A 17,454-nucleotide genomic window follows, 5' to 3' on the forward strand; every position below is an offset into this window, starting at 1 on the left:
AAATAAAAACACCGGTCGCAGCAGCGACCGGCGTACGGCGCGATGAATCGCGCCCGCGTACCTCAGTCGCCACAAGCTTCAGCACCACGCGCCGTAAAGCCGATCGCTCGGCTTAGCCGCCTTGGACGCCGCCTTGTCTCGGCGGAGTCTGGTCTACCCGGTTGGCGTCTCTCGACGTTTCTGGGCAGCGGCCTGTGTATCGCGTGGACGCCTCACCTAGCGAGGTATCCTTACCTTAAGTATAGGGGGTCGGGTCAACCCTGCGGGCGGCCGGTCCAATTTTGCACGCCTCAGATCATTCTAGGCCTGGAGTGGTTCAGCGCAGTATATGATGCGGAAGAGATTCCGTTACCAGCGAGGTCGTATTTGGCTGTTGAGGACTACGTCACGATCCGGCGATGCGCTGGATCGTCGGCGGAAAGGCAGCGAAGGGTCGCGCAGCCTCGTCGAGCCAGATGGGTCGCTTCGAAACGCGATGGCTCGCAGCGTCCGAGAACCTGCGTGCCCTCGCTGAGCTATCCGGCGCTTGGATCGACCGCGTTCGGACGTCACGCTCAACGGCTGAGATCGTGCTCGATATGGATTCCAGCGTGAGCCCAACCCACGGCGAGCAAGAGCAAAGCGTGTGGAACGGCCATTTCGGCTGCACATGTTATCATCCGCTCTTCGTCTTCAATCAGTACGGCGATTTGGAACGGTGTGCGTTGCGACGGAACGGTGGGACACATCGCCTTTCGCGGCGACGCCGCCTTCGCTCAGCCCAATATGTACGAATTCTTGGAAGCCGAGGGAATCGACTACGCAATCCGCCTGCCCGCAAACCAGGTACTACAGGAGCGCATCAGCGACTTGCTTCGGCGGCCGGTTGGACGACCGGCGCACTACGTGCAACGCTTCTATCGCAGCTTTCGCTACCAGGCGGTGAGCTGGGCTCATCCCCGCCGGGTCGTCGCCAAAGTGGAGTGGCACCACGGCGAGTTGTTCCCTCGCGTCGGCTTTATCGTCACCAACCTACGGTTTGCGTCGAAGAATGTCGTCAGGTTCTACAACCAGCGCGGAACATGCGAGCAGTGGATCAAAGAGGGTAAGGGCGCGATCAAATGGACGCGGCTCTCATGCCGCTCGTTTGCCGCCAACGCGGCCCGGCTTCAACTGCACGCTCTGGCGTACAATCTGGGCAACTTTCTGCGCACGCTTGCAACACCGGAGGCGATCAAGGACTGGTCGCTCACGAGCCTGCGCGAGAAGCTCATCAAGATCGGCGCGAAGGTTGTCAGCCACGGCCGCTACGCCGCCTTTCAAACGGCCGAGGTCGCCATCTCGCGCCGCCTGTTCGGGCAGATCCTTCGGCTGATCGCCGCGCTACGCGCGCCGCCGGTTCCGGCGATCGCAACATGAACGCCCCGGCGGGCCGGCCGGGGAAAATCCGCGGGAGATTTGTCTCCCTTTGCCCTCGCAGTGGGAATTCTAACCGCTCAGAGGCCTTACGCGGGCGTCGTCTGACGCCGAATCGGTGGCTCGGCTCGCTCACGGCACGGCAAACCGACCGGAATCGCCCGGTTACGACCGAAAGGAAGCGCTATATGGGGAATCCCGGCTTAATACTCACCATCTCCGAAAAAGCTCGCGGACGGGGGTGAAGCGGGCATTGGGGTGTAAGGCGCTGTCATGTTGCGCAGCTTAAACATCGCAATCGCTTCCGTATTTGCCGTGCTTTTGGGCGCGGTTTTCTCGAATCACGTGCATGCCGCTCCGGCTGTGCGCCTATCGTCACCGTGCGAGCTCATCGACAGTGGCGCAACGGTGCGGCATCCGCCGGAAATACAGATGTGGCGCATGCCGAAAAACGATCGCGGCGTGCACGAACTCATACTCTCCGTGCATCGCGACGGCGACCGCTACTGCTACAACTACCAACTTGGCGGCGTAACGCATCGTAAAACGCCCGTCATTCACGTTCGCCCCGGCGAAGAGTTCGCGATTCGGCTCGTCAACGACATTCCATCGCAAGCCAAAGGCGAATACGTCAGCGCGAGCAGCTTGCCGCAGTGCATGCCGATGCCGGTTCACGAAGGTCCGGTAGAGCACTACGCGGGCTATTTGAATCATATCGTTAGCGAACGGCCGGTCGAGATGAAACCGGTCGACACGAATCTGCACATGCACGGCTTCGAAGGCCCAGAGTCCGAGGACAACGTCTTCCTCTCGACGCTCAGCTCGCCGATGCATACGTGCGAATACGTCTATCATTTACCGTCGACGCAGCCTGCAGGCACGTATTTCTACCATCCGCATCCGCACGGCGTCTCGTCGGACGAGGTCGACGGCGGACTCGCCGGCGTGTGGATCGTCGATCCGCCGAAACCGCAGCTTCCGGCAACCGACGATCACGTGCTATTCCTGAGCTACGCGATTCCCTACCAGTCCGACCAAAAGCCGCTGAACGAGAAACCTTTTTGGTTTGCCGCTGCTGCGTATAACGCGGCGCACCGTGCCGGCCGCCCCGTCGCATACGATCCCTTCAATCCGCCCGATTGGACGTTCGATATGCCGGTGCGCGCGGACGGCGTATCGTGGTGGTCGCGCCGGTGTGATGGAACGCGCACGGACCTCAAGCTCACGGTGAACGGCTCGGCAACACCGGCGCGCCTGGCGGTTTCCGCCGGGAATACGCAATTGCTGCGCATCATCAGCGGAATCGGGGACGGATCCAAGCAAATCAGTTTGCGTGACGAAGCTGGGCACATCGTCCCCATGCACATCGTCGAGATCGACGGAATGCCGGTGGGCGGCGATTCCGCGCACCCGCTCGCGCGCTACATCTCGAGCAGTCATTACGAATTGCCCCCTGCCTCGCGCATCAGCATCCTCGTGAACGCCCCGGCGGGTCAAGAACTCGCGCTGCACACCGACAAGCACTGCGAGGGCTATGAAGGGATGCGGGAACTTTCGTACGACCTGGTGCGCATCTACGGTGTTGCACGCCGGAACGAACCCAAAGCGGTCGTGCATTCGCAGGCGATCACCGCTTCATCCGGCCAAACCCCGGCGCAGCGGTTACTCGCATACGCGCGAGCGCATCCATCGCTGATTCACCGGCGCGCGCTGACGTACACGCAATATATGTTTCCCACGCGCAAGCGCGGCGAGGTCAACTTCGCGTTCTTCCTCACCGACACGACGAACCCGAATTTCGTCGAGCACAGCTACAAGCCGCACTACGTACCGGGTGATCCATATCCAACGAACCCCGACATCGTCGCGAAACAAGGCAGCATCGAAGAGTGGTATCTCATCAACACCACGCCGGATCGCCATTCGTTTCATATTCATCAAATGTCGTACGTGCTCGAAAACGGCCCTGCGGGCGTTCCCGTCTCACTCGATGTAACCGATGTCCCGTCGGGAACGATTGTTTCCATTCCTGGAATCGATCGCATACGCGTTCATCCATCGATCACCAAGGTGCTGCTCGACTTCCGGCACGTGCCCAAGGGAACGTTTCTGATCCACTGCCACATGCTATTTCACGAGGACAACGGCATGATGGGAATTATCCGCGTCGAGTAGCTACCGGTGGGATCTGCTCTTCGGCGCGCGATCAGTTCAGGGTTCGGCGGCACCTTCGCGGAGCCGGGCAGCGATGGCGTCCGGCAGAGATCGGGTTGCCTCGGATAACGCGCGGATCGATTCGCGGAGCTCAGCAATAGCATAATCGCTCGATCCGGCGGCTTGCGCGCCGAGCACATCGAGAGAGCCGCCGACCCCGTGCGCGAGAGCCAGCAATGCGTCGGATTCATCGGGCGCATACGTCTTTATTTGCGAATGGCTTGGGTAAAATCCCGATCGAGGCTTTGGTGGATAGCGGCATACTTCTATCAACGCCGCCGGGTTATTGCCAGAAGATTCGAATTCGCGCCAGTGATGTTCTCGGCAACAAATACATCACCGAATACCTGTCGCTTGGAGCATCGCTGGCTTATCCAGTCTTCCGTGAGCCGTGGCTAGGGAAAGACATTGTTCCCCGACCTGCTCGATGTTCGAATGAAGTGTCCTGGGAAGTCGAGCACTTCGAGAGGCGCATTGGCGCGCCGGACGAACCCGTTGAGAAGGGTTTCGACATCAGCGCGCCAGGCCTGACCGTCGTTCTGGAGCAAAGGCAGCAGCCCCGGCCGAAATGGGCACTCCCCGGGCAGTCAGGCCAATGAGCGCAGCCGATTGCCGGGGAACGGTGTTACGAGAGCCGCGGAGAGGAGGTGAATGTAGTGGTGGACCCACGTGAAGTTCCGGCGTACGATCCAGCGGAAGCGGCGCATTACTTGCATCTTCCGTCCACAACCGTCCGTAATTGGGCACACGGAAACGATAGCTTCAGGTCTGTTGTTTCCTTGCCAAGTCGCAAGGCGACGCTTCTTTCATTCCTGAACCTTGTCGAGATCCATGTGCTCTCCGCAATTCGGCGCCATCACAAGATCCCAATGCAAAAGGTTCGGCGCGCGATTGCGTACCTGCAACGGCATTACAACCATGCCCATCCACTAGCAATGCATGCGTTTGAAACAGATGGTGTGGACCTTTTCATTCAAGAGCTCGATAAGACGGTCAATATCGTGCGAGAAGGACAGGTTGCGATGCGAGACGTGATCGAGGCGCACCTCAGGCGTATCGAATGGGACAGACAAGGGATGCCGGCCGTACTTTATCCTTTTGTCAGCCCCGATATTTCTATCGCCCGAAAACCTGTGATGTTCGATCCGCGAATCGAGTTCGGCCGCTTAGTGCTTGTCAATACTGGAATACCTACAGTGGAGATCGCCCAGCGCTACAAGGCGGGAGAAAGCATCGACGTCCTCGCCGACGATTATGGCCGTAAGCGACTGGAGATTGAGGATGCAATTCGCTGTGAGCTTCAGGTAGCGACTGCCGCATAACGATTTCGTATTCTTCGTCGATCGGTGCCTTGGGAACAAAATTGTTGCCGAGGCGCTCTTGGCCAGCAGGGCCTAGCAGGTACCGAAATGGCGTCGATATTTGCAAAAGCTGTTCCTGCAATGATACGCCTTGTTCGGCGCGCCAAGCGGCCCGTGTTGGCCATCGTTCACCGCAATGGCTCTGTAGCGCGTCTTAATTGAACGTCGCGACGAACGAAAACTTCGCGGTCATCGGAGCCGTAGAATTGATTGGCACGGGCCCCCTTAAATGGTCTGCAACAGCAGGCGGGTGAGGCTTCCGGCGCTGACTTGCAGCTGCGCGAGAACGCTGGTCGCGACTTGGCTCACGACCTGGTCGCGCGTGAACTGCGTCGTGGCCTGGCCGACGTTGATATCGCGAATCGCGCTTTCGGCCGCGGTTTGGTTGACGATCTGAATCGAGGCGTTGTTCGCATCTTCACTCAGCGCAACGCTCTGGGCTCCGACTCGCGCGCGCGCGGAGCTGATCTGTTCGATCGCCGCCTGCGTTCGCGCCTCGGCGGCGTCGGCCGCATAGACGTTGCTGCCGGCCGTGCCGGCGGGATTGTTGAACGTGTCGACCAGGCCGGGCGGAAGAACCGAGATGCCCGCGACGTTTAGCGCCTGGGCCGAGACCGTCGGCAGCGCGATCGAAACGACGTTGCCTTCGGATCCGCCGGAGTTCACGGCGAGCGCGTGACCCGTGCCCGCGTTCGAGCCGAGCGTGGTGAGAAACGTGATCGCGGTACCGACGTCGGCCTGCGTGATGTTCGCAAGATCGAAGCCCAGAACGTTTTTGGTTCCCGACGGCGAGGTGAGGAACAGCCCCGGAAGCGGACCTCCATCGGTCGGGACCGCCGTTATCGCAACGTTTTGAGGCGCGGCGCCGAAGGCGGGATCGGTGCTATAGACGACGGTTTGCACGTAGACGCCGGGAACTCCAAGCGGTCCCGTGATCGGATCGACCGGATTCGTGGAATAGCTCAAGATACGAAATTCAACGAGCGACGCCACGCCGCCGGCGGTCGAGACGCTGGCGTTGCTCACGAGCGCACCGGGATTCCCTAATCCGTCGGCGTTGACGACGGTCGAGCTGGGGGTCGCGCCGTCGGCACCGGGTTCTGAGGTAATCTTCACGGTCGAACTCTGACCGGGCGGGCTCGTGTCGAGCGACCCGTCGAAGAGGTGAACGCCGTTAAAATTCGTCTCGCCGGAGATCTTGTTGACCTCGCGCAATAGCGTGTCGATCTCGGTTTGAATGCTGTTGAGCGAGCCGATCGAGACGAGATCGGATCGCGATTGGACGATAAGTCCGTGGATGCGCTGGAGGATACTCTGCACGGACGCAAGCGTCGAATCGGCGACTTGCAGCAGATTATTCGCGCTCTGGACGTTTGCAACGCCCTGCTGCAGCCCGGAGACTTTCGTCTGGATGGTCTCGGCGATCGCGAGACCGCTGGGATCGTCCGCAGCAGACGAAATACGCAGGCCGCTGGCCAGCGCATTCACATCCTTGCGTTCGTTCGATTGTGCACGAGAGAGGTTCCCTAGAACGAATCCCGTGCTTCCCAGCACATCCATGAGTAAGAGACGTTTCCTCCGTGAAACTCTTCCCTGATAGGTATCCTATCGGCGCGGCCACCGGAAAACTTATCCGTTCTCGCTCCGATTCCGCCTCAAGCCCGGCGCTCCCAAGTCCGAAGAAAGTAAAGAATCACTCATGGGAGACCGGAATTATACGCGCCGGCTGGGGCTTACGCTCCGGTTCGCCGGCATTGCCGTCATGGCGAGCTCGGTGCTCGCGGGGGTCGTCTGGAACGCTCGACCGCTGACGGCCCTGGCCGCGCCATTGGCCGCGGTGCGCACGCTCGTCGCGCAAGTTCTTCCGCAAGTCGTCCCGTCGCCGGTTCCCGGTTTCGACGCGACGCCCGAGCCATCGCCGGAGCCGAGCGCGCGGGCCACCCTCACGCCGGGCGTGGGAGCGGCTACGGTGACGCCCAATCCGGCTTCTACGCACACGCCGGCGCCGAGCGCCCGGCGCGGCGGACCGTTGAGGTTCACGCTGACCGGCGGACTCTCGCTCGGCGAACGCGTGCAGCAGAGCGTTCGCGGCGACGCTGCCAGCGGAACGCTGGCCACCTACAATTATAGGGCACCGACCGACAATGCCGGTCTGCTCGCCCGCATCGATCGCCGCACGGCGACCACCACGCTCACCTTCAGCGTGCCGGCCGGCATCACCACCACGCTCTCGAACCTCGGCGAGTTACAAGCCGGCTACTACACGCCCAAGTACGCGCTCCAGTACGGCGCCCAGCCGCTCACGGTGCTCGGCGGAGTTCCGCTGGGAACGACCCTGCGGGGACTCGCTTTCGTCTTGCCTCTGCGCGGCGGGGACGTGACCTTTTTCAACGGACCGGCGTTCGGCGAAGACTTTGCCGTCACTCACGTGAGCGGCGTGCGGGCGCGGCGGGTCGTACGCGACACGCTCTTCGAGTTCGGAATGGATCGAGCGCGTTCGACCCGCGGCGGCGAGATCGACGCGCTGCTCTTTGGCCTTGCGAACAACCGCGGTCTGCTCAACCAAAGTTTTGAGGGCGCGCTGGAACGCCAGCCGGGGATCGAGGCCGGAGCGCTGACGATCAACGGCGTCACGATCGCGCCCAAGGCGTACTCGTATCAGTATCGCGCCGATTACGGCAACGACAAGCTCTATCTTACAACGACGTTGCGCCGCATCGCCGACGGCTTCGTCACGTTTGGTTCGGGGGCCGTCCAGGGCGACGACCTGGCCTCTTTCGGTCTGCGAACCAACGGCGGGAATGGCGGCATCGGCGTGGATGAGTCCTTCGAGCGAAACGGCACGGGGGATCTGCTCAACGTGTCGCGCCGGGGGACGCTCTCGATCGCACGGTCGTTTCAACGCAGCAACGTAACCTCGCTACTGACCTTCAGCGATCAGCGCACGCAGTCGCTCGCTGGAGTCGCGTGGCTCGGCGGAGCGAGCCTGCAAGTCGGGCTCAACGTGCATGACGTGAACGCCATATTCGGCGCACAGGAGCAACGCTCGACCGCGAGTTTTTCGGGTACCAGCGCGCTCTCGACGTTCAGCGGCGAGCTGCAACGCAGTTTCGGCAGCTTGTTCTCGTCGCTTGGGTATCAAGTGACGCGGCAAATCGCCGAAGGCCAATCCTCCACGATCTCTACCGGGAACGTTTCGCTTACCCGCAACTTCGGTCCGACGGCACTGAGCTTCACGACGACGTTCGCGCGTACGCTCTCGTTTCAAAGCGACGCGGTGCAAACGACGCCGCTGCTTACGATCTCGCGGCGCCTCTCGCCGGCGGCGACGCTGGGTTTGAGTTTCGGCGAAACGCTCACCCGCGACGCGCTCAACCCCTCGGCGAACGGACGCTCCCGAATATTCGGCATTCAAATCAACGCGCCGTTCGCGATCGGAAACGGCAGCGTGCAGGGCCGCGTCGACCCGCGACTGCCCGCGACGATTAGCGGCAGCGTCCTCACCGACACGAGCAATCAAAACAACTACAGCTACAACTCGGCAATCAACAACGGCGTCGGCAACGTCGTCGTCGTACTCGATAACAACGACGTGCAGCGAACCGACCTCGCCGGGCACTTTCAATTCAATTTCGTGACCCCCGGCGTTCACCAAGTGCGCCTCGAGTCGGCGTCGCTGCCGCGCGGCATCACCGCCGATCAGCCGTTCGCATCGATCACGGTCTTGGGCGGCCAACAGGGCCAGGTCTACTTCCGGCTGGGCAACTACGGTGCGGTGCAGGGCCACGTCTTCGGGCGCGATTCGGGAGGCCGGCTCTACCCGTTGGCGGATGTTGCCTTGCGCGTGGATAGCGCCGGCATTGCCACGACGGGATCGCTGGGCGCGTACGGCTTCGGACGCTTGAGTCCCGGCACGCACGTCGTCTCGATCGATCCGAGTTCGATTCCCGCGAGCGTCTCGTTCGCGGCAAGCGCGCTAAAGCAGAGCGTGACGATTCGCAACGGTGAGGTGAGCGCGCTCGATTTTACCGCCGATCCGCTGGGGTCGATCGGTGGCAAGCTCGTCTACGACGCGTCGCTCGGCCCGGCGCTGGCAGGCCCGGTGCTCAACGCCTACGTGGTGGCAGAGCCGGGCGACCACGCCGGCATCACCGACGAGCAAGGGGAGTTTTTGCTGGACGACTTGCCCGCTGGAAGCTACACCGTCGACGTCGATCCCGAGACGCTGCCGGAGGAGACCGGGAGCCTCACGCAGCCGATCGCGGTAACGCTCGGCGGCCAAGAACACGTCAACGGACTCGTTTTTACGATCGGACATAAGGCGAAGCCCGTCGTCTTCACGCTGATGGGCAGCGAGGCACCGTCAACGATTACGCTGACGCAAACGACGCTTCCGCCGGCGGGAGCGACGGCGGTCACCGTAAAGACGACCGCGCAAGCCACCGCGGTCACGGTCAACGCGTTCGGGAAAAATTTTCCGCTCGCGTACGACAAACATCGCAGTGATTGGGTCGGGACGATCGTGGTTCCGGTCAATGCCAACGGCGGCACCACGCAAGCGGTCGCCGAAATCTCGGCAAAGAGTCCGGCGCAGGCCTCGGCCTCGCTTACCGTCGACCCGCGAATCTCGCTCGTCACGTTTTCGATGACACCTTCGAACCCGAGTCGCGGCCAATACGTGCGCGTGCGCGCGCGATTTTTGGCCGACGTCGCGCCCGGCACGCAGATTCGCTGGCAGGATGGCCAGGTCACGAAGCTCGGGAGACCGCTGACCGGTCGCGTCTACGAATTCACTGTAAAGATATCTGAACAGCCTCTGCGCGGTCTCTTGCTAACGCGAGGGGGCGACCTGCCGATACTTTTGAGGTAACGCTTTTCGCTGAGAGCCACGGATGGCTTCATCATTGCGCATTGTGAAAGGACTTAACGTGAAAAAGCTCATGACTCTTGCGGCGCTCGGGGCGCTGTTAGCTTCGGCCTTACCAGCCGGAGCCGCTGCCGTTACCAAGACCGGTACGGTCACGGTGAAGTGGAACACCTCGGTCACGGCGAGCCTCGCCCTGGCAACCAATTACGACGCGGCCGGCGCGCAGCAGCTTACCGCACCCGCGATTCTCGCGAACGCCAACCCGGGTGCCGGTTCGTGCACCGCGGCAGGCACCGGCTCAGAAGTTGCGGCAACCGTCAACTTCGGCCCCGTTTCGCCGGACTTCACCAACCCGACCGGCTGTCTGTACAAGAACGCGGTGAACGCGCTCGTCCAAACGAACTCGCCGAACTGGACCCTCTCCGAGGCGCTGAGCGCCGCGGTGACCGGCGCCACGCTGTGTGCGTTTGCTAACGGCAACGGCGGTTCGTTCCCCGCAACCATCAGCGGTGCTGCCGGTCCGACGCAGACGGCCCGCGCGGCTTCTCCCGTCGGTGCGGCTTGCGCTGCCGGCGCCGCCACGCTCCCGAGTGCGGCTCCTCCGGGCCTGCAGGTCGCGAGTTCGACGACTGCCTATCCGGCCGGTGCGAACGTCGGCGAAGATCTCGAATTGATCCTCAGCCCGACCTCGCCGAGCGGCGCTCAATCCTACACGGTCACCTACACGCTTGTTGCAAACTAAGCTCGCAAAGAGAGAGATAGGCTCGCTGCGGGGCGCATCGCCGTCCTGCAGCGAACCGCTCACCGCATGAAACACTTCCGCGCACTCGTTTTCTTGACGCTGATCGGCGCTCTTGCGCTGATGCCGAACCCCGTCCATTCCGACGGTCTCGGCCTCGACGTCTCGCCGGCTAAACTGGAACTCGCCATGACGCCGGGCTCGTCGTACAACGTCCCCGTCACCGTGCACAACTCCACTTCGAATTCCACGCACGTGCAGGCGACGATGATCGACTTCGCTTTGGCCCAAAACGGCGATTACGAATTCGAGAAAACGGGTACGCGCGGCGACTCATTGATGCGGTGGGCATCGATCAACCCTCGCGAGTTCGATCTGCCGGCGGGCACGACGCAACAGGTCCGCCTGTCGCTCGCAGTGCCGGCCGGAAACCTGAGCGGCGAATACGCGGGAATCGTATTTTTTCAAACGCGTCCGGTGCGCCGCGCGGGTGCGGTGGCATTTTCGGCACGCGTTGCAACGAAGATTTACATGACGATTCCCGGCACCGTGAAAATCGACGGCGCCATCGCGAAAATGGCGGCTTCACCCGCTCCGGCGGGCGAGCTGTACCGAGTGCTCTTTAAGAATTTGGGAAACGCTCACGTCTATCTGCGCGGTCAGCTCGAAGTGCAGAAGAACGGACAGACCGTCGATCGCGTGGCTTTCCCATCGCAAGAGCTGGTAGAACGAGGCGGAGATCGCCTCATCGAAGTCAACGGAAAACGGTTGCCGCCGGGCAAATATCAAGCGATCGCGACGATCGACTACGGCGGCAAGACGATGACCGGTGGCGAGATCAACTTCGGCACGCAATAGTTCACAAAGGAAGGTGAGCGAGTGCGAACTAGGATTGCCGCCTGGGCGTTTGCGGCGGCTGCGATCGTTTCGACGATCGTGCCGGCGGGCGCCGCGACTGGCAACATCAACGTCAAGTGGTACGCGCAGGCGCTCGTTAAGATCGCCCTGACGCCGAACTATGCCGCGGGCTTCGGCTCGGTCAAGGCCGTGTTCGGCGCGCAGCCGTCGCCGGTTTACGGCCCGGACGCGAGTCTGAATGCCGGCGCCGTCGATTTCGGTCCGGTGATCGCCGGCACGAACTACTTGTATAAGTACGCATCCCACCTCAACGTCGTCACCAACGACAACAGCGGGTTCAACGTGTACGCCGAGGGCACCGCGGACTTTTATAATTCGAGCGACGCTTCGACGCAAATCCTCAACCAAACGCTCTACTATCTTCCGTCGGTGGACGGCACTACGCAGAGCGACACCAACACCGGGTACTCACCCGCCTATCCGTTTTTTCGTACGGCCGGTGCGGTAACGCCCGGCACTCCGCCCAGCATTACCTACGCGTCCTACCCGGCGCCGGCCTACGCGTCGACGAACGCGACCGGGGATTACTACTTCGACTATCAGCTGAAGGTGCCGCCGGGAGCGACCAGCGGTAACTACTTCGTTTGGATCGTGTACACCGTGGTGCCTCGATGAAGATCGCACGCTCGTTACGTCTTGCGACGGCCGCCTTCGTACTCGCGGCGATTGGGTTGGCGCTCGGCACGCATGGCGAGGCGGGGTTCATCCAATCGCAGCGCTCGCAGCGCTCGGTATACATCCTGGTTAACGTGACGCCGGCCCCGATCGTCTACGCACCATCATCCTCGTCGGGCGATCGCGGCATCTCCGTTCGGATGGCGCTGCGTCAACGGGGCGGCGGAAGCGAAGCGCAGCTCGCGCGCGACGGCGACGGGGTACTCGTCGCTGCGGTGCCGCCGCCGGGCGCGCAGAACGGCGTTAAAGTCGAGGCCGAAGTGACGCCGGATCCAAACGCCACGCTTCTCTATGCGGACCAGCCCGCCGTGCTCTTTAATGCGGTGGCCGGCACGACCGTAACCCAGCCTTGCGCGTATCACGTTACGGTGCACACCACGATCACGCGTTGGACGCTGCGGGACGGCCTCTCGAACGATTTCGCATCCGGCACGTTTCCGGGCAGTTCGCTCTCGAACAATTCGTACGACACGCTCAATACGCCCCAACCGGCCGCGACGCCGTTTGTGGTCTATCCGGCGCAGTTCGTTCCGATGGCGTCCGCCGGCGGGATCCACACGTATTGCGTCGATCTCACTCTTTCCATTCCCGCAAGCGTCCCCGGAGGAGCGTATAGCACGAATGCCGTGTATACGCTGTACTATTGATGCGCGGTAAGCGGCGCGTGCTGGGGATCGTCGCCGCCGCCGTGCTGGCGTTTACGACGACGCTGACGGCGCTCGCCCAAGTGCATCCCATCGACGACCCGCAGGGACCGCGTCCGATTCACTTCCCGGTTCCCCACCCGGTCGTCCGGCCGACGTTTGCGCCTGCTCCGGGAAGCGCCCCCGCGACGTCGCAGCCGCTCGCGCTCCCAACGCCCGTCGGCGCGGTGGATGCCATGATGAACTCGCAATTAGGCGTTCCCGAGTCGCTGGCACGTCTCGCAGTGCTGCCTCGGCGCAACGCGTCGAACACGGCCACCACCGTGCGCGCCCGGATGCCGATGTCGATCCGCCGCCCTGAATCGGCGCAGTTCGCAACGCTCCAGTATTCGGAAGTGAGCAACTGCGGCTCGTCGGTGGGAGAAATTTTTAACGTCGGCTGCACGATTGCGGTGCGCGGCGTCGAGGCGTTCGTGCACGACGGCGACACGCTTCAGAACTACTATATCGACGCGAACAACAACCTAGCGCAGACGCTCGGCGGCCAGTACTCCGTTAATTTCTTCGGGAACGGTAACGTGTACGGACCGCAGTCGAACGTGACCCTTGCGAATCCGGGCACGTACGTTCTGGGCGAGTACGACGTGACGCAGGGCGTTTGGATTGCGGTCGTCTACCTGACCGTCGGATCGGCAAACGGCGTGATCACGTATGCGGACAACACGTTGCGCGTGCCGTCGACGAATTTCATCATCCCCGCCGCCGGAACCACGAACGCGTATATCAACGTACTGGGTCTGCCCGCGACCGACAACTACGTCGTGTACATCGAGCAAACGTCGACCAATCCGCAGTGCGTCTACTACGCGCCGGCCAGGACGGGCGTTCCCGGAAATAACATGGGGTTGTGCGACCCGAATGCCTCGCCGGGGCAAACGGCGCCGGGCGGGACGCTTACGATTGCGTGGCCGATCACGAGCGGGTATCTCGCAGCCGCGTACTCGATCGTGGTTTGGGATAAAACGCAGCAGCGCCGTATCGCGCAGACCGAAGTTGCGCTGACGACGTCGGGCGGATCGGGGCTCGTGAACCTCACTCCGGTAACCGGCTCCAATCCGTCGCCCGGTCCCAATCCGCTCGCAACTCCCGGCGTCCGGTTCGCCTTCGACAATACCTCCGATCAGTCGGTCGGCGGCGTGAACATCAACATGTCGGGCCTCAATTCGAGCGATTTCTACTGCTTCTCGATCAGCGATCCGAACGGACGCGTTTACGCCGACCAACCCGCCAACCAGTACGACGTCACGTGCGGGAACCCGAACGGCGGTGCGCTTTCGCTTACGGACACGTTCCTAAATAATTACCAGCCGCTCAATTACGCGCCGAATACCTATCTGGTAAACGCCTACGATACGAACTCCGGCTACGTGCAGGTCTCGGAGGCCTTCCAAGTTCTCGGCTACAACGCGCTCACGCAGTTCACGAACGCGGCGGGGACGGCCGTCACGGGGACCGCGCTCGTCTTACCGAACGGCGCGAGTACGCCCGCCGGTCTGCAATTCACCAACGATGGGGATACCTATTACGGCGTCGGAAACGGCGACCCGCTGGCCGGCGTCTACTTCGACACCGGCAGAAAAGGCATAACGATTGCGCTTCCAGGGGGCGTCACGAGCGAAACGGTTGTCGATTCGGCCGGCCAAAGCTGGAACGTCACGCTTACGAATCTGGGGGCCGGCAATACCGCAGGCTCGAGACTCGCGCTTTACCCCATCACGGCAAGCCAAAGCCTGCCGGTAAACGCATCCATTCAACTCTCGAATCTTACCTTCCAAAACGTCGGCGGCGCGGGGCAGTGTACCGGCGGATGTACGGGCGTGACCGCAATTTTACCGGCCGACGGATTGGCGTGGTCGCAAAAGAATAACGCCGCATCGAGCAATCCGGTCTTTTTTACCAATAGCGGCGCGAACACGGACTCGGGAACCGCCAGCGTCACGCGTTTAGGCGTTACGAACTCGGGCGTGGGATACGTCGGCGGCGGGGCCGCCGGTGAAGAACAGCATGGGTATTACCCGCGCCAGATCGCCGGTTGGAGCGGCGCGCTCTATTCCACCAACGAGCCGTTCCCGCAGTCGCGATCGTTAAACGACGTCTATGCGGTCACGATTTCCGACACGTCCAGCGCCGGTGCCGGGAAGATGACCGGCATCGCGGTGGTCTTTCCGCCGGGGTATCAAACCGGTGGCTACAACGTGCAGGTAAGCGTCGATCCCAACAGCCCGACCAAGTGGCAGGTGGATGCCGCGAACTGCCCGGCCGGACTGCCGCCGAACGGATCGATCTGTCTCAAGCCGCTCAATCCCAACACCGGCATACCGCCGGTCAACGGCACGCAGACGATTTATCTCGACGTTGCGAACGATCCGCCGTCTTCGTTCGCCTACACGGATTTCACGGTTCAAGCCTACAAGCCGACGCCGGTTTCGCTCACGCCCAGCGGGCTGCAAAACGTCTTCGTCGGCGTGGCGAGCCCGGTCGACTCAACCGCCGTGGCGTCGTACTCTCTAGACGGCGGATTGATCGCGCCCGTGTTCACGCCGCAATCCGAAGGCACGGGAACCAACAACGTCGTCAACGTTGCCGTGCAGAATACGACGATCGCGCAAGATCCGTATCCCGACTACGTCGACGCGGTCGTGATCGAGTTGCCCAACGGCGTCGTGAATCCGGCGACGTTCGCCGGAATCTCGCCGGGAACGTGGCAGTATTTAGGCAGCGGGCCCGGTTTCGGCGGCGCGACGACCGACTATTGGTTCGGCGTTTGCGCGTCGCAGTTCGTTACCGCCGACGGTCCTTCGCAGAATCCCCCGCCGGTCAAGCCGGCCCTGCCCGCCTGCAGCCAGGTGGTCGAACAGAACGCACTCGCGCCGGGAACGAGCTTTGCATTCAACGCGCCGTTCAACGTCGGCAATACGCCCGGCACGATCGCCGCGACGATGTACGCGCACGGCGCAAACGGGAACGGCTGGTCAAAGGGACACGCCTTCACCTTGAACGTGACCTCGATTGCCGCGACCTCGGGCTTCGTGCAGGTCGGCAGCTATGGCGCGCCTTCGGCCGTGCCGAGCAACACCACGCCGCAAATCGGTGCCGACAGCAACAGCACGTTCGGCAACACGTTCGTCTACGAAATCGATAACACCAGCAGCGCCGGCAACAACATTACCTCTGCCGTCGTGACCATTCCGTATTTGGATACGTCGGGCGCCGACGCACGTGATAACGGCGGCACGGGGCAAGGCTGGCAGATCACGTCGGCGCCCACGCTCTCCGGCAGCGGCTGGACGCACTGCGCCGCAACGTATGCGAACCCGACCGGCGGCTCCGCAAATGGAAATATCACGCTGGTGAACTCCGGAGGGGCCTGCACGATCTCGCCGGGCGGCAAGTTGGATGTTACCTTCGCCATGAAGGCGCCATACGAAGTCAATCAAACCGCCAAATTTCCCGCAGTTGTCAACGGCGCGATCAACGCCTCTGAGAATTGGTTTAGCGACACCGACTTGCAGGTCGTTCTCTCCGCGCAACTAGGCATCTCCGTATGGCCGAGCGCCGACCCTGGCCCTCTGGGCGGCGGCGGCACGGCCTCACCGAGCTGCACCAGCGCGTGCACGTACATTCAGGCGACGAATTTGCTGGATTTCGGCAACATCGCGAACGGAACGTCCAACGCCGGAACCGACGTCGTACAAGTGAGCGTTTTTACGAACGCCGCCAACCCGATCGGCTGGCAGCTGTACGTCTCGACGAACAACAATCCCGCCAACGCGCCGGGGCCACCTTCGAACGAGTTGCTTCACATGGTCGATCTCTCGCACAGCTCGGCCGGCAGCGGAATGAATTTCGACTCGACCGTCTTCACGGTCATTCCCACCGCCGGCAACGGTACCCAACTCGTCGACACAGGTGCGGGCGTGGCACCGCGGCGCCAGCCTTACGACGTCGTCAACAACCTTAAAGTCCAAATCTCCGGCGGGACGACCGCGCCGAATACCTCGATTCTCACCTACACGTTCATCTCGAACTAGCGGCGCGCCGGGCCGTTCGCGATGCGGCGGCGACGATGAAGGCGGCGATTCCGGCGAGCAAGATCGCGCTGTAAACGCCGCTCGACCGGCGGTGCAGTGCGTCGTAAGCGGGCGTTTGTAATGCCGTGTGCTGCATGAGCGGCACGAGTGCGTGCGTTTCGTAGGCGCCGAGCAGCGTCATGATCGCGAGCAGCGCGATGACCGCGACGCAGGTGCGCGGATGCGAACGAAACTGCGGCAGCGAAGCCAGCGCCGCGATGGCGGCCAGGACGTATCCCGCGCTCGTTAACGCTTCCACGCAGGCGGCGATCGTCGCGGCGAATTGCGGTGTCGGCCCGATCGTGTGGAAGGCGATCGGCGCGAAGACGAAAGCGAACCCGAGCATCGCGCCAATCCAAACTCCTAACGCGAGCAACCGTATCGACGAGAACATGAGCGTGAGCGTTGCACGAAACGCACCCTCGGACCCGTCGGCCGCGTTTACCGGTGGGGTCGGCAGGGAACTCCTTTGTTAACAAAGCAATCAAACGAGGCAACCGGCCGCTGCCAT

At 62.2% G+C, this 17,454-nt stretch carries 11 protein-coding genes, 1 pseudogene and 1 riboswitch; of the genes and pseudogenes, 10 read left to right on the top strand and 2 right to left on the bottom strand.

From position 1 onward, the window contains the following. Positions 1 to 54 precede the first annotated feature (54 nt). A riboswitch (M-box (ykoK) riboswitch) is annotated at positions 55 to 231 on the bottom strand. From VIG32_08345 to VIG32_08360, 4 genes and pseudogenes are all read left to right on the top strand, one after another. Beyond that, a pseudogene (locus VIG32_08345) lies at positions 195 to 1,398 on the top strand (IS1380 family transposase). (Overlaps the previous riboswitch by 37 nt.) A gap of 438 nt (positions 1,399 to 1,836) precedes the next feature. Next, the gene (locus tag VIG32_08350; GenBank protein HEY8298015.1) at positions 1,837 to 3,570 is read left to right on the top strand and encodes a multicopper oxidase domain-containing protein; all 1,734 of its coding nucleotides are present in this window, start codon (positions 1,837 to 1,839) and stop codon (positions 3,568 to 3,570) included. Between the two features lie 215 nt (positions 3,571 to 3,785). Continuing rightward, positions 3,786 to 4,208, top strand: a complete 423-nt coding sequence (locus tag VIG32_08355) for a hypothetical protein (GenBank protein HEY8298016.1) — start codon at positions 3,786 to 3,788, stop codon at positions 4,206 to 4,208. A 60-nt stretch (positions 4,209 to 4,268) separates the two neighbouring features. Then, positions 4,269 to 4,931: a DUF433 domain-containing protein gene (locus VIG32_08360; protein HEY8298017.1), complete on the top strand. Its 663-nt coding sequence runs from the start codon at positions 4,269 to 4,271 to the stop codon at positions 4,929 to 4,931. A 264-nt stretch (positions 4,932 to 5,195) separates the two neighbouring features. Here VIG32_08360 and VIG32_08365 read toward each other — a convergent pair whose 3' ends face one another. Further along, positions 5,196 to 6,530 carry a flagellin gene (locus VIG32_08365; protein HEY8298018.1) on the bottom strand — a complete coding sequence of 445 codons (1,335 nt, stop codon included), beginning with the start codon at positions 6,528 to 6,530 and terminating at the stop codon, positions 5,196 to 5,198. Between the two features lie 139 nt (positions 6,531 to 6,669). Between VIG32_08365 and VIG32_08370 the strand changes: the two genes are divergently transcribed. The 6 genes from VIG32_08370 to VIG32_08395 all read left to right on the top strand — a co-directional run bounded on the left by VIG32_08370 (position 6,670) and on the right by VIG32_08395 (position 16,904). Further along, on the top strand, positions 6,670 to 9,840 hold the full coding sequence (locus VIG32_08370; protein HEY8298019.1) for a hypothetical protein: 3,171 nt from the start codon (positions 6,670 to 6,672) through the stop codon (positions 9,838 to 9,840). A 58-nt stretch (positions 9,841 to 9,898) separates the two neighbouring features. Then, a complete protein-coding gene (locus tag VIG32_08375) occupies positions 9,899 to 10,579 on the top strand; it encodes a hypothetical protein (protein ID HEY8298020.1) in 681 nt (226 codons plus the stop codon). A gap of 66 nt (positions 10,580 to 10,645) precedes the next feature. Then, a complete protein-coding gene (locus VIG32_08380) occupies positions 10,646 to 11,434 on the top strand; it encodes a DUF916 domain-containing protein (GenBank protein ID HEY8298021.1) in 789 nt (262 codons plus the stop codon). A gap of 21 nt (positions 11,435 to 11,455) precedes the next feature. Then, positions 11,456 to 12,109 (top strand): hypothetical protein, encoded by a 654-nt coding sequence (locus VIG32_08385; protein HEY8298022.1) that lies wholly within the window; start codon positions 11,456 to 11,458, stop codon positions 12,107 to 12,109. Next, positions 12,106 to 12,816, top strand: a complete 711-nt coding sequence (locus VIG32_08390) for a hypothetical protein (GenBank protein ID HEY8298023.1) — start codon at positions 12,106 to 12,108, stop codon at positions 12,814 to 12,816. The genes VIG32_08385 and VIG32_08390 overlap by 4 nt, the downstream gene beginning before the upstream one ends. Continuing rightward, a complete protein-coding gene (locus VIG32_08395) occupies positions 12,816 to 16,904 on the top strand; it encodes a hypothetical protein (protein HEY8298024.1) in 4,089 nt (1,362 codons plus the stop codon). Before VIG32_08390 ends, VIG32_08395 begins: the two co-directional genes overlap by 1 nt. On the opposite strand, the gene VIG32_08400 is transcribed toward VIG32_08395, so the two are convergent. Further along, complete coding sequence (locus VIG32_08400; GenBank protein ID HEY8298025.1) at positions 16,891 to 17,337, bottom strand: DUF4149 domain-containing protein; 447 nt, start codon at positions 17,335 to 17,337, stop codon at positions 16,891 to 16,893. The two genes, VIG32_08395 and VIG32_08400, sit on opposite strands and share 14 nt — an antisense overlap. Positions 17,338 to 17,454: the final 117 nt, after the last annotated feature.

The organism is Candidatus Baltobacteraceae bacterium (genome assembly GCA_036559195.1).
GTDB lineage: Bacteria > Vulcanimicrobiota > Vulcanimicrobiia > Vulcanimicrobiales > Vulcanimicrobiaceae > JALYTZ01.

Excerpts from the sequence above, each read along its gene's own strand:
- VIG32_08365 (HEY8298018.1), bottom strand. The coding sequence starts at position 6,530 with ATGGATGTGCTGGGAAGCACGGGATTCGTTCTAGGGAACCTCTCTCGT.
- VIG32_08355 (HEY8298016.1), top strand. The coding sequence starts at position 3,786 with ATGCGTCGGATTCATCGGGCGCATACGTCTTTATTTGCGAATGGCTTG.
- VIG32_08400 (HEY8298025.1), bottom strand. The coding sequence starts at position 17,337 with ATGTTCTCGTCGATACGGTTGCTCGCGTTAGGAGTTTGGATTGGCGCG.
- VIG32_08390 (HEY8298023.1), top strand. The coding sequence starts at position 12,106 with ATGAAGATCGCACGCTCGTTACGTCTTGCGACGGCCGCCTTCGTACTC.
- VIG32_08380 (HEY8298021.1), top strand. The coding sequence starts at position 10,646 with ATGAAACACTTCCGCGCACTCGTTTTCTTGACGCTGATCGGCGCTCTT.
- VIG32_08370 (HEY8298019.1), top strand. The coding sequence starts at position 6,670 with ATGGGAGACCGGAATTATACGCGCCGGCTGGGGCTTACGCTCCGGTTC.
- VIG32_08350 (HEY8298015.1), top strand. The coding sequence starts at position 1,837 with ATGCCGAAAAACGATCGCGGCGTGCACGAACTCATACTCTCCGTGCAT.
- VIG32_08395 (HEY8298024.1), top strand. The coding sequence starts at position 12,816 with ATGCGCGGTAAGCGGCGCGTGCTGGGGATCGTCGCCGCCGCCGTGCTG.